28 protein-coding genes are annotated in these 21,342 nt (G+C 50.5%); 25 read left to right on the forward strand and 3 right to left on the reverse strand.

The annotated features are described in order from the left end of the window. Nucleotides 1-3: 3 nt before the first annotated feature. The 20 genes from atpB to KIB08_RS05070 all read left to right on the forward strand — a co-directional run bounded on the left by atpB (nucleotide 4) and on the right by KIB08_RS05070 (nucleotide 16,408). Entirely contained in the window at nucleotides 4-681 is a 678-nt protein-coding gene (gene atpB, locus KIB08_RS04975) for a F0F1 ATP synthase subunit A (protein WP_303990346.1), read from the forward strand. 53 nt (nucleotides 682-734) lie between these two features. After that, entirely contained in the window at nucleotides 735-995 is a 261-nt protein-coding gene (gene atpE / locus KIB08_RS04980) for an ATP synthase F0 subunit C (RefSeq protein WP_303990349.1), read from the forward strand. A 33-nt stretch (nucleotides 996-1,028) separates the two neighbouring features. After that, nucleotides 1,029-1,523, forward strand: coding sequence for a F0F1 ATP synthase subunit B (gene atpF, locus KIB08_RS04985; RefSeq protein WP_303990352.1), 495 nt, complete (start codon nucleotides 1,029-1,031; stop codon nucleotides 1,521-1,523). A gap of 1 nt (nucleotide 1,524) precedes the next feature. Beyond that, entirely contained in the window at nucleotides 1,525-2,097 is a 573-nt protein-coding gene (locus tag KIB08_RS04990) for a F0F1 ATP synthase subunit delta (protein WP_303990355.1), read from the forward strand. Next, nucleotides 2,094-3,629, forward strand: coding sequence for a F0F1 ATP synthase subunit alpha (gene atpA / locus KIB08_RS04995; protein ID WP_303990358.1), 1,536 nt, complete (start codon nucleotides 2,094-2,096; stop codon nucleotides 3,627-3,629). The genes KIB08_RS04990 and atpA overlap by 4 nt, the downstream gene beginning before the upstream one ends. Nucleotides 3,630-3,633: 4 nt before the next feature. Then, a complete protein-coding gene (atpG, locus tag KIB08_RS05000; RefSeq protein ID WP_303990361.1) occupies nucleotides 3,634-4,500 on the forward strand; it encodes an ATP synthase F1 subunit gamma in 867 nt (288 codons plus the stop codon). 32 nt (nucleotides 4,501-4,532) lie between these two features. Next, nucleotides 4,533-5,954, forward strand: a complete 1,422-nt coding sequence (atpD, locus tag KIB08_RS05005) for a F0F1 ATP synthase subunit beta (RefSeq protein ID WP_024049079.1) — start codon at nucleotides 4,533-4,535, stop codon at nucleotides 5,952-5,954. Between the two features lie 3 nt (nucleotides 5,955-5,957). Beyond that, a complete protein-coding gene (locus KIB08_RS05010) occupies nucleotides 5,958-6,386 on the forward strand; it encodes a F0F1 ATP synthase subunit epsilon (RefSeq protein WP_024049080.1) in 429 nt (142 codons plus the stop codon). A gap of 175 nt (nucleotides 6,387-6,561) precedes the next feature. Next, nucleotides 6,562-7,392, forward strand: coding sequence for a polysaccharide deacetylase family protein (locus KIB08_RS05015; RefSeq protein ID WP_303990367.1), 831 nt, complete (start codon nucleotides 6,562-6,564; stop codon nucleotides 7,390-7,392). A gap of 8 nt (nucleotides 7,393-7,400) precedes the next feature. Further along, nucleotides 7,401-8,348 (forward strand): phosphodiester glycosidase family protein, encoded by a 948-nt coding sequence (locus KIB08_RS05020; protein ID WP_075939146.1) that lies wholly within the window; start codon nucleotides 7,401-7,403, stop codon nucleotides 8,346-8,348. An 8-nt stretch (nucleotides 8,349-8,356) separates the two neighbouring features. After that, nucleotides 8,357-9,298 carry a hypothetical protein gene (locus KIB08_RS05025; protein WP_235020598.1) on the forward strand — a complete coding sequence of 314 codons (942 nt, stop codon included), beginning with the start codon at nucleotides 8,357-8,359 and terminating at the stop codon, nucleotides 9,296-9,298. 1 nt (nucleotide 9,299) lies between these two features. Then, nucleotides 9,300-9,623, forward strand: coding sequence for a hypothetical protein (locus KIB08_RS05030; protein WP_159822603.1), 324 nt, complete (start codon nucleotides 9,300-9,302; stop codon nucleotides 9,621-9,623). Nucleotides 9,624-10,138: 515 nt separating this feature from the next. After that, entirely contained in the window at nucleotides 10,139-10,855 is a 717-nt protein-coding gene (gene pyrF / locus KIB08_RS05035; protein WP_303990380.1) for an orotidine-5'-phosphate decarboxylase, read from the forward strand. Next, the gene (gene pyrE / locus KIB08_RS05040; RefSeq protein ID WP_303990382.1) at nucleotides 10,852-11,439 is read left to right on the forward strand and encodes an orotate phosphoribosyltransferase; all 588 of its coding nucleotides are present in this window, start codon (nucleotides 10,852-10,854) and stop codon (nucleotides 11,437-11,439) included. The genes pyrF and pyrE overlap by 4 nt, the downstream gene beginning before the upstream one ends. A 132-nt stretch (nucleotides 11,440-11,571) precedes the next feature. Beyond that, nucleotides 11,572-12,882, forward strand: a complete 1,311-nt coding sequence (locus tag KIB08_RS05045) for a divergent polysaccharide deacetylase family protein (RefSeq protein WP_303990385.1) — start codon at nucleotides 11,572-11,574, stop codon at nucleotides 12,880-12,882. A gap of 3 nt (nucleotides 12,883-12,885) precedes the next feature. Beyond that, on the forward strand, nucleotides 12,886-13,659 hold the full coding sequence (locus KIB08_RS05050) for a sulfite exporter TauE/SafE family protein (protein WP_303990388.1): 774 nt from the start codon (nucleotides 12,886-12,888) through the stop codon (nucleotides 13,657-13,659). After that, on the forward strand, nucleotides 13,656-14,378 hold the full coding sequence (locus KIB08_RS05055) for an SDR family NAD(P)-dependent oxidoreductase (RefSeq protein WP_303990391.1): 723 nt from the start codon (nucleotides 13,656-13,658) through the stop codon (nucleotides 14,376-14,378). The genes KIB08_RS05050 and KIB08_RS05055 overlap by 4 nt, the downstream gene beginning before the upstream one ends. Nucleotides 14,379-14,560: 182 nt before the next feature. Next, nucleotides 14,561-15,703 (forward strand): hypothetical protein, encoded by a 1,143-nt coding sequence (locus KIB08_RS05060; protein ID WP_303990394.1) that lies wholly within the window; start codon nucleotides 14,561-14,563, stop codon nucleotides 15,701-15,703. Between the two features lie 124 nt (nucleotides 15,704-15,827). Further along, complete coding sequence (locus KIB08_RS05065; RefSeq protein WP_303990397.1) at nucleotides 15,828-16,064, forward strand: hypothetical protein; 237 nt, start codon at nucleotides 15,828-15,830, stop codon at nucleotides 16,062-16,064. A gap of 14 nt (nucleotides 16,065-16,078) precedes the next feature. After that, a complete protein-coding gene (locus KIB08_RS05070; protein ID WP_303990400.1) occupies nucleotides 16,079-16,408 on the forward strand; it encodes a YkvA family protein in 330 nt (109 codons plus the stop codon). Nucleotides 16,409-16,706: 298 nt separating this feature from the next. On the opposite strand, the gene KIB08_RS05075 is transcribed toward KIB08_RS05070, so the two are convergent. The 3 genes from KIB08_RS05075 to KIB08_RS05085 form a co-directional block, all read right to left on the reverse strand. Then, a complete protein-coding gene (locus tag KIB08_RS05075) occupies nucleotides 16,707-17,852 on the reverse strand; it encodes a tyrosine-type recombinase/integrase (protein ID WP_303990403.1) in 1,146 nt (381 codons plus the stop codon). Between the two features lie 153 nt (nucleotides 17,853-18,005). Further along, entirely contained in the window at nucleotides 18,006-18,422 is a 417-nt protein-coding gene (locus tag KIB08_RS05080; protein ID WP_159822590.1) for a hypothetical protein, read from the reverse strand. Nucleotides 18,423-18,458: 36 nt separating this feature from the next. Further along, a complete protein-coding gene (locus tag KIB08_RS05085) occupies nucleotides 18,459-19,097 on the reverse strand; it encodes a LexA family protein (protein WP_303990407.1) in 639 nt (212 codons plus the stop codon). A 147-nt stretch (nucleotides 19,098-19,244) separates the two neighbouring features. Between KIB08_RS05085 and KIB08_RS05090 the strand changes: the two genes are divergently transcribed. The 5 genes from KIB08_RS05090 (at nucleotide 19,245) to KIB08_RS05110 (ending at nucleotide 21,184) form a co-directional block, all read left to right on the forward strand. Next, nucleotides 19,245-19,442 (forward strand): helix-turn-helix domain-containing protein, encoded by a 198-nt coding sequence (locus KIB08_RS05090; RefSeq protein WP_303990410.1) that lies wholly within the window; start codon nucleotides 19,245-19,247, stop codon nucleotides 19,440-19,442. 682 nt (nucleotides 19,443-20,124) lie between these two features. Next, entirely contained in the window at nucleotides 20,125-20,406 is a 282-nt protein-coding gene (locus KIB08_RS05095; protein ID WP_303990412.1) for a hypothetical protein, read from the forward strand. After that, entirely contained in the window at nucleotides 20,384-20,653 is a 270-nt protein-coding gene (locus tag KIB08_RS05100; protein ID WP_303990415.1) for a hypothetical protein, read from the forward strand. The genes KIB08_RS05095 and KIB08_RS05100 overlap by 23 nt, the downstream gene beginning before the upstream one ends. Continuing rightward, nucleotides 20,650-20,892: a hypothetical protein gene (locus tag KIB08_RS05105; protein WP_303990419.1), complete on the forward strand. Its 243-nt coding sequence runs from the start codon at nucleotides 20,650-20,652 to the stop codon at nucleotides 20,890-20,892. Before KIB08_RS05100 ends, KIB08_RS05105 begins: the two co-directional genes overlap by 4 nt. Next, entirely contained in the window at nucleotides 20,885-21,184 is a 300-nt protein-coding gene (locus tag KIB08_RS05110; RefSeq protein ID WP_303990420.1) for a hypothetical protein, read from the forward strand. The genes KIB08_RS05105 and KIB08_RS05110 overlap by 8 nt, the downstream gene beginning before the upstream one ends. Nucleotides 21,185-21,342 lie beyond the last annotated feature (158 nt).

Genomic DNA, 21,342 nt, shown 5'->3' on the forward strand with positions numbered 1-21,342 from the left:
GCTATGCATCTACACACAGGTACACATGATGTGCAATATCTTTGGGGAATGGCCGTTAACATGGACACGATTTACATGACCTGGCTGACCGGAGCACTGGTTCTGATTTTGGTATTGTTGGCGACGCGAAGTCGTGAAATGGTACCGTCCGGTGTGCAAAACGCAGTGGAAATGATCGTTGAAGGCTTAAGTGATCAGTTCCATTCCATTCTCGGTCCCGATTATCGTAAAGCGGCATATATGTTGTTAACGCTCTTTTTCTTTATCTTTATCGGAAACGAGATCGGGTTGTTACCGACGCCGCACCTCATTACCTCGCCCACGAATGACGTCAATACGACATTGGGCCTGGCGATTGCAGCATCCCTGGCGACGCACGCACTGTACGTGAAAAACAAAGGGTTAAAAGAGTATTTTGCACACTTCTTCAAACCCTTCGCTCCGTTCGTTCTTATTAACCTGATCGAAGAAATCGCAAAACCGATTACGTTGGCAATGCGTCTATTCGGTAACATTTTGGCGGGGGAAATTTTGCTGGAAGTTTTAAACTATCTGGCGCCAGTCGGTGTACCTATCTTATGGATCGGTGTTTCGTTAGTCATCGGTGTAATCCAGGCGTTTATTTTTACGATCCTCGTTACCGCATACCTGGGCGGTGCAATTGGTGAGGACGGCCATTAATTCAGCATGTACAAAACGTACATAATGGAATTTTATTTTAGGAGGAAACTATAATGGAATCTACTGCTTTGGTACTTGTTGTTTCTGCATTTTGTGCAACTTTGATTGCTTGCGTTGCCTCGGTTGCGGCGGCATCCAATGACGCGAAAGCGGCTACGACCGCAATGGAAGCCATGGCTCGTCAGCCGGAAATGGCACAACGTTTGATGGTTAACATGCTGATCGCGATCGGCTTGATCGAATCGATTCCAATTATTTCGTCGGTTATTGCGCTCGTTTTGGTATTTGCCAACCCGCTCGTTGACTTGCTCTAATTTGGCATCTAGTGTTTTGAGGAGGGAATTTCATTGGTCGAATTTAACTTTACTTTGATTATCCAAATCCTCAACTTTTTCGTTCTCGTTGCCATCATAGGAAAATTCGGTTTCGGTCCGCTGATGCGGACTCTCGATGCACGTAAAGCTCGGATTGCTGCAGATTTAAGCGGCGCGGAACAAGCCCGGAAACAGGCGGAAGCACTGCATGCGGAATACCAGGCACAACTGGAATCGGCGCGCGCGCAAGCGCAGGAAATCGTTAATAAAGCCGTTGCAGAAGCGGAACAACAAGCCCAAGCGCAACTGGATACGGTACGCACTCAAATCGAACAGGAAAAAACGCTCGCTACCCGTCAATTGGCGGAAGAACGCGAGGAACTTGTAAAGAATTTGCGTGCCGAGGTGGTAGAGCTCGCTACAGCGATCGCTGAGCGGCTGATTGCCAAAAATCTTGATGCGGATATGAATCGTAAGCTGATTAATGACTGCATCGAAAAGTTGGCCACAAAGCAAGTGGGTCGGTAAGATGAAAAATAACCGAGCACTTGCCAAAAAATATGCGGCGGCACTCTTGGCCTTAGCCAAGGAAACCGGCACATTGGAAGAAGTTGAGCAGGAACTCGCACAAATCGGCGAGATTGTGCAGCAAAATCCGGAATTGACGGGCTTTTTGCGCAATCAGTTGATCTCCCGCGAGGCAAAAAAAGAAGTCGTAGAACGGATTTTCACGCAACATCTGAATCCGATGGTCATGCGATTTCTGGGTGTTGTCATTGACCGCGGCCGAATTGCGCTCCTGCCGGATATTATTGATGTCTATCTGGAGTTGTCGCATGTCGAACGCAACATTGCCGAAGCGCAGGTGCGTTTGGCGGTGGACTTGACTGACGAAGAAGAAACCCGTTTGATTCGCGAGTTGACCGAATTGACCGGAAAAGAAATTTATCTGGAAAAAACGATCGATCCGTCGATTTTGGGCGGCATGATCGTGACGATCGGCGACCGGCGCATTGACGGGTCCTTAAAACGACAGTTACACGAAATGAAGACGACCCTACTATCGGAAAAACATGGGATTGAGGTGACTAACGCAATATGAAAATTAAACCGGATGAAATAACATCGGTGATTAAACAGCAAATCGAAAATTACACAGCAGACCTCAATGTCGATGAAGTAGGCTCGGTATTGGAAGTGGGCGACGGTATCGCACATATCTATGGGATTGACAAGTGTATGGCCGGTGAGCTGCTCGAGTTGCCGAACGGCGTATACGGGATGGCGCTCAACTTGGAAGAGTCGAACGTCGGCGCCGTATTGTTGGGCAACTACGAAATGATTAAAGAAGGCGACACGGTCAAACGAACCGGTCGTGTTATGCAGGTGCCGGTAGGCGAAGCGATGATCGGTCGCGTTGTCAACGCGCTCGGCCAACCGTTGGACGGCAAAGGGGATATTCCCGCTGCTGACCACCGTCGTGTGGAATTTCCTGCGCCGGGTATTGCTGATCGGCAGTCGGTTAATGAACCGTTACAGACCGGTATTAAATCCATCGACTCGATGGTTCCGATCGGACGCGGTCAGCGTGAGCTGATTATCGGCGACCGCAGTACCGGTAAAACCGCGGTAGCGATTGATACCATCCTGAACCAAAAAGGACAGGATGTTATTTGTATTTACGTTTCCATCGGTCAGAAAAACTCGACGGTTGCTCGTCTTGTCGACAAACTGACGGAAGCGGGCGCGATGGATTACACGATCGTCGTGCACGCCGGCGCATCGGAAGGTTCGCCGATGCAGTACATTGCTCCGTACGCGGGTGTTGCCATGGCGGAACACTTTATGTACCAGGGCAAAGCCGTACTGTGCGTATATGACGACTTGTCCAAACACGCGGTAGCGTACCGTGCGATGTCGCTCTTGCTGCGTCGTCCGCCGGGACGTGAAGCGTATCCGGGCGACGTATTCTACTTACACTCCCGTCTCTTGGAACGCGCGGCGAAACTTTCCGATGATATGGGCGGCGGTTCGATTACCGCGTTGCCGATCATTGAAACGCTCGCAGGCGACGTCGGTGCATACATTCCGACTAACGTCATTTCCATTACCGACGGTCAGATTTTCCTGGAAACGGAACTTTTCTACTCGGGCGTTCGTCCGGCGGTCAACGTCGGCCTTTCGGTATCCCGTGTCGGCGGTTCCGCGCAGATTAAGGCGATGAAACAGGTCGCCGGCACCTTGCGTTTGGATTTGGCACAGTTCCGCGAACTCGCTGCTTTCGCGCAGTTCGGTTCGGACTTGGATGCCGCTACCAAAGCGCAGATTGATCGCGGTCAGCGCATGACGGAAGTCCTCAAACAGCCGCAGTACACACCGTACCCGGTCGAAGAACAGGTCATGGTGATCTTCGCCGCGGTTAAGGGTTTCCTGGATGATCTCGAAGTGGATGAAGTCGTTCCGTTCGAACACGGTCTGGTTAACTACCTGCGTACCACGTATGCGGATATCGGCCGTGACATCGTCGCGAAGAAAAAACTGGAAGAATCCAACGAAGAAGCTCTGAAACAAGCCATTGCAGAGTATAAAGAACGGTTCAAGGCGGCGCGGAACAGTAATACGGTTGCGGGGTGATTGAATGGCCAGCACACGCGAAATCAAACGTAGGATTCGTAGCGTAACCAACATTCAGCAGATCACCAAAGCCATGAAGATGGTTGCCGCCGCCCGCTTGCGTCGTGCCGAAGAAAAGGCGTTAGGGACCCGTCCGTACGCGGATAAAATTCGGGAATTGCTGCAGCATATTGTAGCCAATACCGAAGAAGGCTTGGAAAGTCCGCTTTTGGAAGAACGTGAGGTCCAACGTACCGCTTACCTTGTAATCGGTGCGGATAAAGGCCTGGCCGGTGGTTACACCTCGAACCTGATGAAAGAATTTACCGGTATTGTGCATGACAAGGCTGCGGAAACGTATGAGATCGTTACCGTAGGTCGCCGCCCGAAAACATACCTGGCACATCGCGGATATGAACTGCGCGATATGTATGAAGGTTTCTCGGACCGTCCGACGTACAATCATGCACGCGAATTGGCGCATAGTATGGCGCAACGTTTTATTGACGGCGAAGTCGATGAAGTGATTGTCGTCTACACGCATTTCTACTCCGCATTGCGTCAAAAACCGATGGCACAAACGGTACTTCCGATTGCCCGTCCGGAAGTGGACGAAAATTTACCGGCAGACGAGTTTGATTACGAATTCTTGCCGGGAGCAAAAGAAGTGTTTTCCGTACTGTTGCCGCAATATTTGGAAGTAATCATCTACAATGCGCTTCTGCAAGCCGCAGCCAGTGAATTGGGCGCGCGGATGGCAGCGATGACGAGCGCGACGGACAACGCGTCCGATCTCATCGATGATTTGACATTGCACTACAACAAGGCGCGGCAAGCGGCGATTACCAATGAAATTACGGAAATCGTCGGTGGCGCGAATGCACTCGAATAATAGACAACGAATTAAGGAGGAGAGCCCTCTTCATGAGCAATTTACAAGAAGGAAAAGTCATCCAGGTCATTGGTGCCGTGGTCGACATTGCCTTCCGTGCTGATCAAGAGTTGCCGGCCGTTTACAACGCGATTGAAATCAAAGATGAAAACGGTCAGGTGCCCGTTGATATTGTGGCGGAAGTTATGCAACACTTGGGCGACGGCGTCGTCCGCTGCGTTGCGATGAGTTCGACTGACGGTCTGACCCGCGGCACGAAAGCGGTGGACACAGGTGCACCGATTTCGGTACCGGTAGGCCAGGGTGTCTTGGGACGTATTTTTAACGTCTTGGGTCGCACTGTCGACAAAGTAGACGAAGAAGTACAGGCTAAAGAATATTGGCCGATTCATCGACCGGCTCCGGAATTTGAAGATCAGTCCCCGTCGACCGATATTTTGGAAACCGGCATTAAAGTCGTCGACTTGATCGCGCCGTACGTAAAAGGCGGTAAGATCGGTTTGTTCGGCGGCGCAGGCGTCGGCAAGACGGTATTGATCATGGAATTGATCCACAACGTTGCGACCGAACACGGCGGCTACTCGATTTTCTCGGGCGTCGGCGAACGTACACGTGAAGGCAACGACTTGTGGAACGAAATGAAAGAATCCGGTGTTATCAGCAAGGCCGCACTCGTTTACGGCCAGATGAACGAACCGCCGGGAGCACGTATGCGTGTCGGTTTAACCGGTTTGACAATGGCGGAGTATTTCCGTGATAAAGAACACCAGGACGTACTCTTATTCATTGATAATATTTTCCGCTTCGTTCAGGCCGGTTCCGAAGTATCCGCACTCTTGGGCCGTATGCCTTCCGCCGTTGGTTACCAACCGACGTTGGCAACGGATATCGGTGAACTTCAGGAACGTATTACGTCAACCAAAGAAGGTTCGATCACGTCCGTTCAGGCCGTATATGTACCGGCCGACGACTTGACTGACCCGGCGCCGGCGGGCGTATTTACGCACTTGGATGCGACGACGGTTCTGTCCCGTGCGATTTCCGAGCTCGGTATTTATCCGGCCGTGGATCCGTTGGATTCTACCAGCCGTATTTTGGATCCGTTGATTATCGGTCAGGAACATTACGAAGTCGCTCGCGGCGTCCAGGAAATTCTGCAGCGCTACAAAGAATTGCAGGATATTATCGCCATTCTCGGTATGGAAGAACTTTCCGACGAAGACCGCCTGATCGTTGCTCGGGCACGTAAAATTCAACGTTTCCTGAGTCAACCGTTCCACGTAGCGGAAGTATTCACCGGCTCGCCGGGTAAATACGTTGCGCTCGCGGATACGATTCGCGGCTTCAAAGAAATTCTCGAAGGTCGTCACGACGATCTGCCGGAAAACGCATTCTACATGGTAGGGACCATCGAAGAAGCCATTGAAAAAGCAAAAACGCTGAGAGGGGAATAACCCATGGCCACGAATGATGCGGGAATGCGCGTCAACATCATCACGCCGGACGGCACTGTTTTCAGTGAAGACGGCGTCGATTTGGTGGTCGCACGCGCACTTGACGGTGAGTTCGGGATCATGCGCGATCATGCCCCATTAGTAGCGGCATTGAAGGTTTGGCCGATCCGCATTAAAAAAGACGGTAAAGAAATTGTAATCGCCGTATTCGGCGGCTTCATGGAAGTCAAAGACAACGTGGTTACGATTACTTCCCGAGTGGCGGAAACGGCGGACTATATCGATATCGAACGAGCGATCAAAGCGCGCGATCGTGCGCTGTCTCGTTTGGAATCCAAGGATAAGAATATCGATTATGAGCGTGCCGAACTGGCTTTGCAACGTGCATTGATTCGTTTGCAAGTCGCCGGTGCGACCAAACTCAAAAGTTGATCAAAAAAGAGCGTCTTGAAAGACGCTCTTTTTTTGTGCCGTTATATAGGAAGACTGTCGCGCTGCGGTTTGAAATGCGGCGCTCTGTATAGTAAAATAAGGAGTAATTACATTCGCCCGTAAAAAGTAAACTTTTATCTGCACATAGACACGGCGGGCAGTGGGAGAGAATACGATGCAAAAAAAGATTTGGCGCTGGGGTCTGGTCGTTACCATGCTGATGGCGATGATGTTGCTGGCCGGTTGCCAACATGATCCTGTTACGAACACGACGGCGCATGACGCCGAGCCGGTCAAGGCCGCAACGGCTCCGCCGGCCGAGGAGCCGGTGAAAAACGGCGTATCTGTTTTGATGTACCATATGATTGCCGATCTTGCGAATAATGACGCGGTGCTGGCTCCGGATCATTTTCGAGCGCAAATGCAATTTTTAAAAGATAACGGCTACCATCCGATCTCATTGCAACAATTGGATGAGTATATCAGTCACGGTACGCCGTTGCCGGAAAAACCCGTTTGCATTACGTTTGATGACGGCTATCTCGATAACTATGAAATCGTGTATCCGCTCATGAAAGAATTCGGTTTTCCGTGGACGATTTTTGTCGTTACCAATGATGTCGGCAAATCCGGTCGCGTCACTTGGGAACAGCTCAAAGAAATGCAGGCGGCGGGCGTGACGGTGGCGAACCATACTTTTTCGCATCCGCAGACGACTTACCTTCCGGCCAAGACGCAGCGGGAAGAGGTCACGTTGTCACAACAGGCGTTGGCGGAGCATTTGGGCATTGAAAATACGTACTTCTGTTATCCGTACGGTTTGTACAATAATACGCTGCTTGGCATTTTACAGGAGAACGGCATTACGTTGGCGGTGACGATGGATCCGGGCCGTGTGCATGTCGGTGATGATCCGCTTACCGTCCGCCGGATTTGGATCGGTAATCGCGTGGATTTGGAACATTTTGAAGAACGGTTGACCACGGATCAGTACCGTTCGTTATAAGGAGCTCTATGAAACATTGGTGGAATCATATCGGCATACGGTGGCTGCTGGTGACGCTGCTGTTTTTCGTCATCACAAGCCCGATTGTCGTTTTGTTCGGCCCGTTTGCGAATTTGAAGCAGGCGGTCGTTGGCGCGATTGTGCGCTCGCGCCATCCGCACTACATCACCTGGCTGTTTGATCAGCAGGAACTGGACCGCATTTTGGGACGTGTCCAGGCGGTGCCGGAACAGGATATTTTCAATTTCAAAGTGCGTGAAGATAAAACGCTGAAATTGCAAAAAATTGAATCGGATCGTTTCGTCGGGTATCTTTTGGAGATCCCGAATCCGAAACGAATCCAAGTCGCTACCGCCGCGGATATCAATGAAAAAGGCGATACGACCAGTAATATCGCCCGCAATAATGACGCGGTGGCCGCGATCAACGGCGGCGGTTTTTACGATCCCAACGGCACGGGCACGGGACGCTTGCCTTACGGTTTTATTTTGCATGACGGCAAATACCTTTTGGGCGAGAAGGTCGATGATGAAGAAGAAGTCGATTTTATCGGCTTTAGCGATAGCGGCAACCTGATTGCCGGCACGTACAATAAAGCGGAGCTTCGTCGGCTCGGCGTGATCGAGGGTATTACTTTCGGACCGCCCTTGGTCGTTAACGGACAGAAAACGATTACGCACGGTGACGGCGGCTGGGGCATCGGTCCGCGAACCGCTATCGGTCAACGTCGCGACGGCACCGTTTTATTTCTCGTCATTGACGGTCGCCAGGTCGGCTACTCCGTCGGCGCGTCGCTGGCGGACGTGCAAAATATCATGTATGAACAGGGCGCCTACATTGCCGCCAACTTGGACGGCGGCTCGAGCTCCACACTGTATTTAAATGGCAAAGTCGTGAATAAGCCGGCCGATCTTTTGGGCGAACGGATGATTCCGACCGCGTTTATTGTGAAATGAGGAATGTTGTGAAATCGCTTCGTACTACATGGCTTGTGGCGTTTGCCGCCGGAATTTTGCTGCAGGGAGCAGTCTATCTTTATTTGGACCAATACCTGTTCGCGCCGGACTCCGGTTTTTACGTCAGCGGCATGTCCGAAGAGAAACAGCAGCCGGATTCGGATCGGTTCGGACAAGTGGAAGGCAGCGGTTCCCGGTACTATTCGCATGATCGTCGTTACATGGCGATGGTCACGCCGACATCCGTGACCGTCTATGATGCACAGGATAAACAAAATACTCAGGTGATCGATCTGAAAAAGCGCGAAGTATCATTCTTTGAATGGTTGCCGGATCGGAACCTGATCTTAATGGCGCTCTTTGATCCCGACGCGAGAGGGACCGATGACATTATCATCGCGCAGTACAATCCGGAAACGCCCGATCATGAACTGGACACGCCGATTGAAAATGTACCGGCCGGATCGAAAGTCACGTCGATGGCGTATTCGACGGCGACCAATGCCGTTTATATGAAGATGCAGGTTGCCGATGAACGCTACCGCATTTACCGTACCGACGCGAACTACGATACGCGCCGCATTTATGTCCAAGCGGAAAATATCGGTCGGATCGGCGTGTTTTATGACGAAGACGTATTCTTTTATGATGATGCCGATGAAGGTATCATGTACGCATTTAACGGCAGCGACAGCTCCTGGCGCACGATTTCTCCGCCGGGCTTTTATCGTTTGATCGGCGTCGACCAAAGTAAAGCCATTTATGCGGCGAAAGTGGATTCCAAAGGAAACGCCATTGAATTGGCGCGCGGGTACTTGGGCGTCGGCTTCACGACCATCGCCAAACTCACCGAACCGGTACCGTTTTCGCAGGTCACGATCAACTACGCTCAGCAGCGGGAAGGCGAAGGCATGACCGCCAACGATCAACCAACGAAGAAGAAGGAGTAATATGGCGAAATATAAAATTCCGAAGGACAGAACCGATGCGGACATGCTGCGTGCCGCGGGTGTCAATGCTAAACGGACGACGGCGACAAGATCGTCCCAAACACAGGCAAACACTCGCGCGACGACAAGGCAATCGACAACCACCGACTCGTTTCACCGCGGCTTTTTGACACCCGAACTCGAAGAGCGTCTGGGCAAATTGTTGCTGGAAGTCAAGCTTGACTACTACAAAGACGAAATCGTCGATTTTTCGATCGAAGCGCGTCGTGACGGACGCAATATTGTGCTCGTCACCGAGCCGAAAAAACATCAAAATCGAACCTGAAAAAATTTACTGGAAGTTATGAAAAACTTTGTGTTTAACTTTTTTATAATGGGCTGAAGCGCCCATTGGTAGCCTTTTTTGAAAAATACTGCCGAGCCTTGTGGCATATGGTGAGGGACTGTTTATAAAAGGCGTAAAAAAAAGCTCTGTTTTTTGTAAAAAAGACTTGCAATTCCGCATTGCGTGTTTTATACTTTAGCTAACTTTTAGGAGAGTTCCTAAAGGCCATTGCACAACAATGATTTACGGTGGTAACGGAGCCTAGTGATAGGTACCATGGTTAGCAAAGAAAGGACATGCGCAATGGGAATTTTAGTTATGATGGCTCTGAATTACTTCGGTATTCAGTTCTGATCCGAGCAGGTCGCTACCGCGACCTCTTTTTTTGCCCAAACTCGTCTTTTAATCCGGTACGGGAGACCGGAAAGGACAGCGGCGGCAATGCAGAATAAATCGTTTTGGATGACTTCTCCCGCCGGGAGAAGTTTTTTATTTTAGGATATGATGGAGGCAGGATGAGCAGATCGCGTTTGATTACCGCTTTAGACGTGAAGTCGCCGGCGGAGATGAAGACACTTGTCGATACGTTGGGCGAGTCGGTATCTTTTTATAAAGTCGGGATGGAACTTTTCTACAGTGCGGGAACCTTGCCTCTGGATTACTTAAAAACGCATAAAAAACATGTATTTTTGGATTTAAAACTACATGATATACCGAATACTGTCGCGCAAGCGGTGGCGGCGTTAACGCGCTTAGGAGCGGATTTACTGAGCGTGCATACGCAGGGCGGCCGTGAAATGATGCAGGCGGCGGCGCGTTCTGCTCAAACAACGGCGGCGGAACTCGGTATCGAACGCCCGCGTCTGGTGGGCATTACGGCCTTGACGAGTTTTTCCGAAACCGGGTGGGAAGAAATCGGCGGCACAGTACCGATTGTTACGCATGTGGAAAAACTCGCGTTATTGGCGAAAGAATCGGGACTCGACGGCGTCGTTTGCTCGCCGCAGGAAGCGGCCCGTTTACGCGCTTTACTCGGACCGGATTTTCTGTTGGTGACACCGGGCGTTCGTCCCGCGTTTGCGTCGCCGGATGATCAGGAACGCATTATGACACCGAAAGATGCGCTGACGGCCGGTTCTTCGTACCTGGTCATCGGCCGACCGATTACGAAAGCGGATGATCCCAAAGCGGCGGCGCAAGCGATTATTGCCGAGATGGAGGAAAGCAAATGAACGAACAGGAAGTACGTCAATTATTAGTGGAAACAAAAGCCATTTTGGAAGGGCATTTCTTACTGACATCGGGATTGCACAGCCCGCTGTATGTCGAAAAGTTTAACGTGCTGCAACAACCCAAGTATACGGAAGCGCTGTGCAAAGAACTCGCGGCGCGGTTTGCGGACCAAAAAGTAGATACCGTCTTGGGGCCGATGACGGGCGGTATTTTGCTCGCGCATGAAGTCGGTAAAGCGCTCGGCACGCGCGCGATTTTCACGGAACGCGAAAACGGCAAGATGACGTTGCGTCGCGGTTTCAAGCTCTCGCCGGGGGAACGAGTATTGATTGTCGAAGATATTGTGACGACCGGAGGCTCAGTGCGCGAAGTCATTGACGTGGTCAAGGCGGCGAACGCGGACATTGTCGGCGTGGGTTTGCTGGTCGATCGGTCGGGCGGTCGCGCGGATTTCGGTGTGCCGAATGAAAAGGTCCAGGCACTTTTAAAACTTGACGTGCAGACGTACGCGCCGGAAGATTGCCCGCTTTGCCAAGAAGGAACACCGCTGACGGAACGCGGCAGCAAACATTTAAAAGCGTAACCGGTAAAAATTACTTTGCAAAAAAGCCTTTGCGATCGCAAGGGCTTTTTTATTGCGGCGTTTCGTTTTCACGGTTACAATGAAGGCAAAGAAGAGATCAACGAGCGTTAGCGCGAGGAAATGGAGCTTATTATGGCACAACAAAGAAAAAGACGTCGGCCCGATGGCAGAAGTCATCCGAAGGGATCGTTTACCCAGCGTCGTCGCGGGTTTTCCCTGTGGGGGATATTGCTGTTTATTGTCGTCGCTTGCGGAGCGTGGTGGTATTTCGGCATGCAGGACTCGAATCAGGTCGTCGGGGAAAAGGCGAAACCGTTGCCGCAAAAACCGAAAGTCACGCAAAGTATTGCCGATTATCGTCCGGCTATCGACAATTTGGCGGCACGTCTGGTGACAAAATTGGAAGCCGAAGGCGCGAAAGTGGAAGGGGAAACGCCGGTCAAAAAAGAAGTGAAATGGGAAGAAACCGGCGGTCGTATTCGCTGGTCGGCGCGCAACCTGATCGTCACGCCGAGCCGATCGCTGGATTTGCCGAAACTGATCGAAGCCTTGCCCGATACGGCAGGGAAAATAACGCTCAGCGCAGCGCACGAAGATACCTGGCATGAAGACTCCGTCGAACGGTATGACGTGACGTTGAAAGACCGTCCGAAACAGGACGAAATCACGATGATTATCGCGCATTTATATGTGTACCCGGTCAAAGAGACACAGGCCGCAGGAACAGCCAAACAGCCGGCCGACGCGCCGCCGAAAACGCCGAAAGTAACGCCGCGCGCCGGCGGAACGGCTAAACTCGCTATCCTGATTGACGATGCGGGCACGGATCTGGAGTCGCAGGCGGTATACGCTTCCATCGGACGACCGTTTTCGCTGGCTGTGATGCCGAATATGGCGCATACAGGCGCGGCGGTAGCGCAAGCGGCGGAGCAGGGTTTTGAAATCATGTTGCATCTGCCGATGGAGCCTGTTTCCGGCAGCGGTATGGAAGCGGGCACGCTGTTGACCACGATGTCGGTAACGGATATTGCCGACCGTACCAAAGCGGCGCTGGCGCAAGTACCGGGAGCGGTTGGAGTCAACAACCACCAAGGATCGAAGTTTACCGCAACGCGCGGCGCTATGTTACCCGTATTGCAAATTCTCAGAGATCGCGGTCTCTTTTATGTCGACAGCGCCACCTCGGCCGATTCGATCGGCAGTTCGTTGGCGGGTGAAATGGGGATCGCGACCCGCAGAAACGAATTATTTATCGATAATGACAGCAGCGTCGCGGCCATTTGTGAACGTTTGCGGCAAGCGGCCGCCATGGCGCAACGCGACGGATCGGCGCTGGTAATCGGACACTGCCGCCCGAATACGGCGGAAGCGGTGCGTCAAATGGTGCCGGAACTGGAAGCGCAAGGCATTGAATTGGTTTATGTTTCGCAATTGGTAGGGTAACGGATGGAATTGTTTTCCACGGATATTTTGCTTTTATTGGCATTAATCGCGGCGGGATTTATTTCCGCCTTCATTGACAGTGTGGTCGGCGGCGGCGGTTTGATTTCATTGCCGGCCATGTTGCTGACGGGTCTTCCGCCGACGGTGGCGCTCGGAACGAACAAACTGGCCGCGATCGCGGGAGTTTTAACCTCAAGCACCACGTTTTGGCGGCGGGGGATGGTCGAAAAAAAGCTGGTGGTATATTTATTACCGCTGGCTTTTCTAAGCTCAATGCTTGGTTCGTATGTCATTATGCAAATCGCCTCGTTCGCCTTTGAGCCGGTAATTATCGGCGCCTTGGTGATCGTCGCGCTGGTCGTTCTTTTCAAAAAGGACTGGGGCGGCCAATCTACGTATCGCGGACGAAGTCGTAATGTTTGGCTGGCGGCGACGCTCGCCGCGGCGGGCTGCGCTTTTTATGACGGTTTTATCGGCCCCGGCACCGGATCTTTCATGATGATGGCGTTTGTCGCCATGGGTTTTGATTTTGTACGGGCGGCGGGCAACAGTCGTTGCCTGAATGCGGCCAGCAATTGCGGCAGTTTAGTGTTCTTCCTGTTTTTGGGGCAGGTGCATTTCGGTTACGGTTTGGCGATGGCGTTGGGCATGGTGGCCGGCGGGTACGCCGGCGCGCGCACGGCAATGGTGCGCGGCAACGGTTTTGTGCGGCTGTTGTTTCTGCTGATTGTCGGCGCGTTGATCATCAAGCTCGCATGGGGGTACTGGGGCGCATGAAGCAAAGTGTTGTGATTACCGGAGGGACTTCGGGGATCGGTCTTGCCACGGCGAAAATTTTAGCCGCATCGGGTTTCCGTCCTCTTTTAGTGGGGCGCGATCCCGAACGCGGCGCGGCCGCCTTGACAACCGTTCCCGCGGCCCGATTCTTGCAGGGAGATGTGGCCGATCCGAACGGGGCGGAAGCCATTTTTGCGCAGGCGGCGCAGTACGGCCCGATCGTCGGACTGGTCACCGGCGCCGGTATCTATCATGAAGCGCTTTTAAGTGAGGAAACGGAAGCCGCGTTGGCGGAACTTTTTGCCACGAATGTCTACGGCACGATTCGTTGCTGCCGCGCGGCGATTCCCTACTTACGTGAGACGCGCGGCGCGGTCGTTACGGTAGCCTCTGACGCCGCGGTCAACGGGAATGTGGCCGCCTCCCTCTATGCGGCCACTAAGGGAGCGGTGCTCGCTTTTACGCGTTCATGGAGTCTCGAAATGGCGGTTTACGGAGTGCGGGTGAATGCGGTTTTGCCCGGTGATACCGAGACGCCGTTGACCCAAGCGCAATGGCAAACGCCGGCGGACCGCGAAGAGATGGCGGCGCATTATCCTTTACAGCGGATCGCGACAGCGGACGAAGTGGCGGAAGTGATCGCTTTTTTACTGTCGCCGCGCGCGTCCTTCATCACCGGCGCGGGGATTCCCGTTGATGGCGGCCTCACCGCATGGTAAGGCGGCGCCGATGATCGATCGTTGCCATGTGAAAAAAACAAGATCCCAGGGAGCGTAAACATGTCCGATCGATTGATTAGCATCGCATTAAAGTCTGTTTTTCACATTGCTTTCGGGGTCAGTTAGCGGCAATTGTGGTACAATAAAGACAGAAGAGTTATTTTTGCGAAGGGGTGAATCATATGTCAAAAGACAAACGAAAAATTAAGAATCCGGAGCATGAAGACATTCGTCCGATGGCGGAAGCGCAAGAAGACGTGGAAAAATTAGGTGCGCATGTCCCGGCACCGCAAGTGGAAACGACACCGGCGGCGCCGGAAGTGCCGGCCGCTTATGATGAACGCGACCTGGAAGCGGAAAATTTAATCCGCTGGGGCGCCGCGCGCGCGGGTGTCATTTCGATGACGCCGTTTTTGGGCGGAATTGCTTTGATGGCCAATGAAGTATATATGATCAGCCGGTTGGCGAAAGTGTACGATGTCAAACTTTCGGATCGTACCATTATGAGTTTCCTCGGTGCGTTCGGCGCACGTGTCGTCGGTTCGATCGCCGCGATGCTGATCCCGATTCCGGGCGTCGGTTTACCGGTTGCCGTTTCCGTTACCTATGGTGTCGGTCGTGTGGCGCAGTCGTGGATTAAAGACGGCTTGCCGCTCGATATTAAGCCGTATGTGGAGAAGTTTGAAGACCTGAAACAGGAAGGTCAGGAAAAAGTCGAAGAAATTGCCAACAATGTAAAAAAAGATGAGCCGTTGGGCGACGAAACGCAGGACTTTATGGAAGACTACGCCGGTCAGGCTAAAGTACATAAATTCTTGGGTACGGCCGACAAAGCGCTGACGGAATTGCTGTTGACTTTCGGTGTATCGCAGGCGCAGATCGACGATAAAAAAGCGTTGGCGAAAGGTATTTTTGAAGTCACGAAAGACACGGCGGAAGAACTGGCGGTCGAAGTCAAAGAACGCGTTAATGAAGCCAGCGCCGATGCCAAATTGCGTGCGGAATTACTGAAAGACCGAGCCCAACAAAAAGCGGATGAAGTGAAAGAAAAATCTGTGGATTGGCAGGCGAAAGCCGAAGATAAAGTAGCGGAATTAAAAGATCGCGTGCAGGAAAAAGCGGCGGAAGCAAAAGAGAAGGCCGCGGAAGCGAAAGAAGAAGCAGCCGATAAAGCGGCAGAATTAAAGGACCGCGTGCAGGAAAAAGCGGAGGAAGCAAAAGAGAAAGCCGCGGCAGCGAAAGAAGATGCGGCTGATAAAGCGGCAGAATTAAAAGATAAAGTCGAAGCCCGCGCGGAAGAAATTAAAGCAGAACAGAAACATTAAAAGCGATTACTGCGGAAGGTCACGAGCATATACGCGTGCTGTTCGCAAAAGAAAACGCTAATGAAAGCTAAAGATATCATGACATCGCGTTGGGACACGGGCATTGCCCGGGGGAGGAACTTTAATGAGCGACTTGGATAATATGAAAATGAAAGCCGAAGCGAAAGTGGAAGAACTGGCGGCCAAAGCCAGATACGAAGCGGAAAAAGCGGAGGCGGACGGCGGCGAATTGGCCGATAAAGCGAAAGCGAAAGCGGACGAATACGCCGCGAAAGCAAAAGGCGCGTATGCCGACGCTAAACAAAGCGTCGAAGACGCGGCGGAAAAGGTAAAACAGGAAATTCACGAAGCGACGAAGTAAGGGGGAACATCTCTATGGGAAGATTGTTCAAACTCTTATTTCGCATGTATTCGGCCAAAAAGTTTTTAGGCTATTTCGGAACGTTAGGCAGACGCGCGGGATTCTTGCGGCAGGCAGTTGTCTTGTTTTATTGTCTGCGTGACTCGCGGACGCCGAATTTTGTACGGCTTGCCATTTTGGGGGCGCTGGGGTATATGATTACGCCGGGCGACCTCTTGCCGGATTTTATTGCCGGCATCGGCTGGTTGGATGATGCGGCGGTTGTCGCCGGGGCAATGAAAATTGCCAATAAATATATCCAGCCGGAACACGTGATAAAAGCCAAGAAATTTTTTCCGGGTTGAGAAAAAGCGCTTACCTTTGGGTAAGCGCTTTTGTTTTGTCGGCGCGTCATGTACCGACGGCGGTATAAACTTATTTCCTTTGATCGGGATCGCGCGGCGCGAGCGGCGGCAGACCGGGTAACGTGCGCCGGCGCCTTTGGCCGCGATCGAGATCATATAAATATTACCGTTTTCATTTTAGCCACACGAGATATATAACGCCCACAATGCCCGCCGTTGGGGGCTTTTATATTTTCGTTTCTTCTCTATCATCTTAATTTACGCCAGCGAATTTTCCCCCATTCTTCCCCCAAAAAAATTACATTGATATTTCGTCGAGCTTGTCGGCGGCGTCACGATGCATTTTTTCACTTGCATGCGAATAAACGGCAAGCGTCGTTTTCGGATTGATATGCCCGACGCGTTCCATGATCGTTTTTAGTGGAACGCCTAATTCCGCCAATAAAAATATATGAGTATGGCGGAATACATGCGTTGAAATATGACGCGGCAATTTAAGCGAGCGAAGCATGCGGTTTATGTTGGAAAAGCGTATAGGGTTGCCCGTCGACGTTGTAAAAAAGTAGCCTTTTTCCGTGTATTTTCGTTTACCCCATGCGGCGGCCGCCTTCATGTTTTCAATGCGGATCTGTTTTAGAATTTCAATGGCGCGGCTATTGAGCGCCACAGTCCGGAATGATGATAGCGTTTTCGGCGGCGTTTTTATTTCTTTAGCGGAAAGCCTAACGGCCTGTGAAATCGTGCCGTTTATATCAATGTTTTCACCGTCAAAATCTTGATACCGGAGCGCGGAACATTCGCCGACGCGTAAGCCGGTAAGTGCTATAAATTCAAGCATAAGGGCGTAACGCGGTTTTATTTCATGCACTTTTTGCAGTACTTCCGCTAATTCTTCACGCGTTAAAAACTTTTCCCGCGCGCGTTTTACATCGTCAACTGTTTTTGCGCGTCCGGAAACGGTCATCTCGTGGATAAAACTTATATCTGTTATATACTTCATGCGTTTAGCGTATTTCATTGACTGCTTGAAAAATGAGGCGGTCATGCCGACAGTAACGCCGGACAAGTCGCGTATTTTAATAAATGCCTTTTGTATAATCGGTAAAGTAAGCGCCGGCACTAAAATGCCGTCGGGAAATATCTTAATTAGCCGCTTGATATAATCCGCATGCGCGCGCCGTGTTGTCGGTCTAACATCAGGCGCGCGGTATTCCGCATACTCTTTTAACAGTTCCGCAAGCGTTATATTCTTTTCGGTTTTTGTTTCCTGCGCCTCGTCAATTCTCTTTTGCAGTTCGGTGGTTGCCCACTTAATGGTCGCATTGGTCTTTTTATCCATGGTAACCGATACGCGCCGACGCGTTCCGGTTAGCCTGTCAACATACGTCTCGACGGCACGATACGACGTGCGGCCGCTTTTTGTCTTTCGCTCCTCGATATACATAGCTTTTCCTCCTTCTTGTGATATAATTAAACATACAGAAAACAGCCCATTTCGGGCGTGTTTCTGTCCGCGTCGCCGTGTTACTGCATCTCCTAATGTCACGGTTGGCGCATCTCTCCGCGGGGCGTTGGTAGCGTCCCGCTTTTAATTTATTTAATTATTTAGTGCTTGTTTCGGCTTTGAAAATATAATCATCAAAAATGATATTGGTGCGCCAAATATAAACAATGTCAACAGTGCCATTATTGTTGATTTGATCGTTGACCATTTAAGCGAGCGGCTATAAAAGTAAGTAAAAACAGCGTTAATTATTACTAGATCTAGCGCTAGCCACCTGTAAAACGCGCTATACTCAAAGGCGGTTGCGTTGAATCGGTGTCCATACGCTGACGACCAATAGCTCCCCGCAATGGCTAACAACACAAAGAAAATAATAGCCACGGCGGTTTCTATTAAGGCGTAAGTGCGTTTTGAATAAAGTGGTTTATTCGCAAGCGCTTGCTTTTGATACTGACTGTATATCGCATAAGACGCGCCAATAATAACAGCCCACTCCAAAATAGTATCCATTTTTACGTGCCCCCCTTTACATGCGCACAAAAATAATTATTTAATAATACTCTGCTTGATGATAGCGCGGCCCAATATACGGAAATCGTCACAGTTGTTGGCGTTGAATATCATAGGCGGATAGGCCGGATTTTCCGACTGCAGAATGACGCTTTCGCCGTTATGATAGAAACGCTTAAGGGTGACGGCGTCGCCGTTGATGCGTACGACTACCACTTGGCCGGATTCCGCCTCGTTTTGTGACTTGACGAAAACGGTGTCGCCGTCATAAATTCCTATGCCCGTCATACTGTCGCCGCTAACATGTAAGCAAAAATCAGCGTTTGTCGTTGTTCCGACATAGCCTTCAAAATTTTCTTCCGACAATATCGGTTCGCCGGCTGCCGTAGTCCCAAGTAAAGGGACTTTTTTTAATTTAGGAATAAACACATTGGGGTCATCGGGGATTGAAACAGTCCTGCCCTTATCTTCCAACAAGTCCGATTTATTAATTTTGAAATAATTAGCAAGTTGTTCAACAACACCCATGCGCGGCAAAGACTTTTGAAGTAACCACTTGCCGACGGTGCTTTCAGATACGCCTACAATGCGGCTTAATTCTACGTTGTTAAGGTCATGGCTTTCCATATACATTTTTAAGTTGCGGCTAAAAATAGCACGAATTTCAGTTTCCAACATGGCAATCTCCGCTCCTTTTATGAATAGTATAGATTAAAATTCTTGGGTGGTCAATATTTTTTGGGGAAAAGTAGAAAAAAAGTCTTGACTAGCGTTAAATTCTAGATTATACTATAACCAAGATAAAGAAACGGAGGTGAGAAAGTGCAAATTTCATTACGAGCGGCGCGCGTAAATGCCCGCCTAACGATCAAAGAGGCGGCGCCGAAAATTGGCATCGGCAAAGATACTTTGATCCGGTGGGAAAAAGAGCCTTGGCGAGTAAGCGCGTTGTTTCAGCAACGAATTTCACAAACCTATAAGATGCCGATTGATAATATTAATTTTTTGCCCAAAAACTAGAATATAATTCTATAAAGATGAGGGCGATGAACGGGGGTGAGGTAATGACGTTGAAAGAATCGATTCATGTATACGACCAAAATGAAAAGACGGCTCAGGTCACCGTCGCAGTGTGTGAGGCACTTCACGGGTTGAGCCGTCAAGACGTACTAACCGTTATAGGCACAGTGCAAATGCTGGCGGATACGGTTTCCGTGTTCCCGTCTAGCGGACAGGAGTTAACAGAGTAAGTATTTCTTTGTAAATACGCATGTATTCGTTTGCATACGCTTGCGGGGCTTGTATCAAGCGAGGGTATCTTGTCAGATACAGAATCGTCAAGTCGTGTGCACGTTGTTCGATGGTAAGCATAATTTCACCTCCTTTCTGAGGTGAGTATATCACGCAAAGGAGGTGAAACATGAACGAGTTAACCGTTAAAGAGTTCGCCGCAAGACATGTAAGACGAAGAAAGGAGTGAGAAAAGATGCCAAAGAGAAAGCCATTCAAAAGGCAACATAAGCAAGGGCTTAATGTTCACATCAAAGCGACGGCTTATCGCGCATCGCAAGTTAAGGAGATCGTGCAAATGGCGGCTGACATACAAAAAGAGCACAGATGCGACTGTACTCTTTTCGTAAACACAGATCAATGTTTTGAGTTAATCGGCGGGTGCATTAACGAGAAAGAGGGGGCGTAAAGCATGCAGGAAATTATGGTGGTAGACGGCCCGGTGTCCGTTCCGGCCAAGGATATTTGGTGTAAAACGGGCGGCCTGAAAAAGTTTGTCGGACTTGGTCTTTCGACGATCCGCGCGCACGTTGCGGATATGGAGGCGAGCGGCGCATACGACGATAAAATCATCGTATATCCGGGCGGAATGCGGCTGGTAAATTTAGCGGCGTTCATTGATTATCTAGTAGCGACGCAGAGCGTAAAGGCGCTAAAGGTGGCGAAACGAAATGAAAAAGAAGATGCGGCGTAAAAAATTGACCGTCGTTCAAAGACTGGTATTAGCATTAATTTTTATTCATGAGCATTGGCGGACTATCGGGGCGGCTATCGGCGGAGCGCTTATGTTAATAGGTGCGGCAAACTTAATCACGGGCGACGTTGCGTTATATGTTGATTATTCGGTGGCGCTTAAGTATTTGGCTAAAAGCTGGGGCGCGATAATCGGCGGCGGCGCGCTGGTGAGCCTATGCGTTGACTTGGAGGAGGTGGCGAGATGAAAGAAGCTGATAATCCAATGGTGATTGACCGTCCAACGATCCCTAAAACACATGTTTACACGGTGGAAGTAAAAGCGATTATCACGGCGACTATTAAGGTAACGGCTGACGATGAAGAAGAAATTGACGGAAAAATCGATTACTACGAGGATAGCATTATGGGCAACATCGACAACTTCGAAATTGATGACTGGGAAGTTATTTTTTCTGAAGAAGCGGGGGAAGAATATTATGACTGAAATAAAAAATGCGTCCGCGGCAACGGACGCACAAAGCAATATACAACAAAATTATAGCATAGAAAAATTAATCAATCAAAAAGTATTAGGAAAGTCAATAGCTGACGATCTAGCCGCCTATGAGGCGATCGGGTTGCACTTACTGCATTTTTACGACGAGAACGACGTTCTCGATGAGCGGTCATTCGATTATATCCACGGGCAAGGTGAGGGAATGCTGAAAGTAATAGATAGCATGAAGGCCAGAATAAAAGACCTTATCGCGGCGGAGAATGCGAAGGTGATCCTATGAGAATGTACGAGTTAACCGAAATGTACAAAGAATTACAAGACGCGCTCGAAAACGAGGAAGTCACGCAGGAAGAAGCCGCCGACACGTTCGACGCGATAAATGACGCTATAACGGCGAAAATTGACGCATTATCGGCGATCTATTTAGAGGCCGAAGGC

This window comes from Negativicoccus succinicivorans, from assembly GCF_018372215.1.
Classification (GTDB): Bacteria; Bacillota; Negativicutes; order Veillonellales; family Negativicoccaceae; genus Negativicoccus.

Coding starts and splice junctions, on each gene's coding strand:
- KIB08_RS05100 (WP_303990415.1), top strand. CDS start 20,384: ATGAAAAAGAAGATGCGGCGTAAAAAATTGACCGTCGTTCAAAGACTG.
- KIB08_RS05015 (WP_303990367.1), top strand. CDS start 6,562: ATGCAAAAAAAGATTTGGCGCTGGGGTCTGGTCGTTACCATGCTGATG.
- KIB08_RS04990 (WP_303990355.1), top strand. CDS start 1,525: ATGAAAAATAACCGAGCACTTGCCAAAAAATATGCGGCGGCACTCTTG.
- KIB08_RS05110 (WP_303990420.1), top strand. CDS start 20,885: ATGACTGAAATAAAAAATGCGTCCGCGGCAACGGACGCACAAAGCAAT.
- atpB (WP_303990346.1), top strand. CDS start 4: ATGCATCTACACACAGGTACACATGATGTGCAATATCTTTGGGGAATG.
- KIB08_RS05075 (WP_303990403.1), bottom strand. CDS start 17,852: ATGTATATCGAGGAGCGAAAGACAAAAAGCGGCCGCACGTCGTATCGT.
- KIB08_RS05050 (WP_303990388.1), top strand. CDS start 12,886: ATGGAATTGTTTTCCACGGATATTTTGCTTTTATTGGCATTAATCGCG.
- KIB08_RS05065 (WP_303990397.1), top strand. CDS start 15,828: ATGAGCGACTTGGATAATATGAAAATGAAAGCCGAAGCGAAAGTGGAA.
- KIB08_RS05045 (WP_303990385.1), top strand. CDS start 11,572: ATGGCACAACAAAGAAAAAGACGTCGGCCCGATGGCAGAAGTCATCCG.
- KIB08_RS05055 (WP_303990391.1), top strand. CDS start 13,656: ATGAAGCAAAGTGTTGTGATTACCGGAGGGACTTCGGGGATCGGTCTT.
- KIB08_RS05095 (WP_303990412.1), top strand. CDS start 20,125: ATGCAGGAAATTATGGTGGTAGACGGCCCGGTGTCCGTTCCGGCCAAG.
- KIB08_RS05060 (WP_303990394.1), top strand. CDS start 14,561: ATGTCAAAAGACAAACGAAAAATTAAGAATCCGGAGCATGAAGACATT.
- atpA (WP_303990358.1), top strand. CDS start 2,094: ATGAAAATTAAACCGGATGAAATAACATCGGTGATTAAACAGCAAATC.
- KIB08_RS05080 (WP_159822590.1), bottom strand. CDS start 18,422: ATGGATACTATTTTGGAGTGGGCTGTTATTATTGGCGCGTCTTATGCG.
- atpE (WP_303990349.1), top strand. CDS start 735: ATGGAATCTACTGCTTTGGTACTTGTTGTTTCTGCATTTTGTGCAACT.
- atpD (WP_024049079.1), top strand. CDS start 4,533: ATGAGCAATTTACAAGAAGGAAAAGTCATCCAGGTCATTGGTGCCGTG.
- KIB08_RS05030 (WP_159822603.1), top strand. CDS start 9,300: ATGGCGAAATATAAAATTCCGAAGGACAGAACCGATGCGGACATGCTG.
- pyrE (WP_303990382.1), top strand. CDS start 10,852: ATGAACGAACAGGAAGTACGTCAATTATTAGTGGAAACAAAAGCCATT.
- KIB08_RS05070 (WP_303990400.1), top strand. CDS start 16,079: ATGGGAAGATTGTTCAAACTCTTATTTCGCATGTATTCGGCCAAAAAG.
- pyrF (WP_303990380.1), top strand. CDS start 10,139: ATGAGCAGATCGCGTTTGATTACCGCTTTAGACGTGAAGTCGCCGGCG.
- KIB08_RS05105 (WP_303990419.1), top strand. CDS start 20,650: ATGAAAGAAGCTGATAATCCAATGGTGATTGACCGTCCAACGATCCCT.
- atpG (WP_303990361.1), top strand. CDS start 3,634: ATGGCCAGCACACGCGAAATCAAACGTAGGATTCGTAGCGTAACCAAC.
- KIB08_RS05020 (WP_075939146.1), top strand. CDS start 7,401: ATGAAACATTGGTGGAATCATATCGGCATACGGTGGCTGCTGGTGACG.
- KIB08_RS05010 (WP_024049080.1), top strand. CDS start 5,958: ATGGCCACGAATGATGCGGGAATGCGCGTCAACATCATCACGCCGGAC.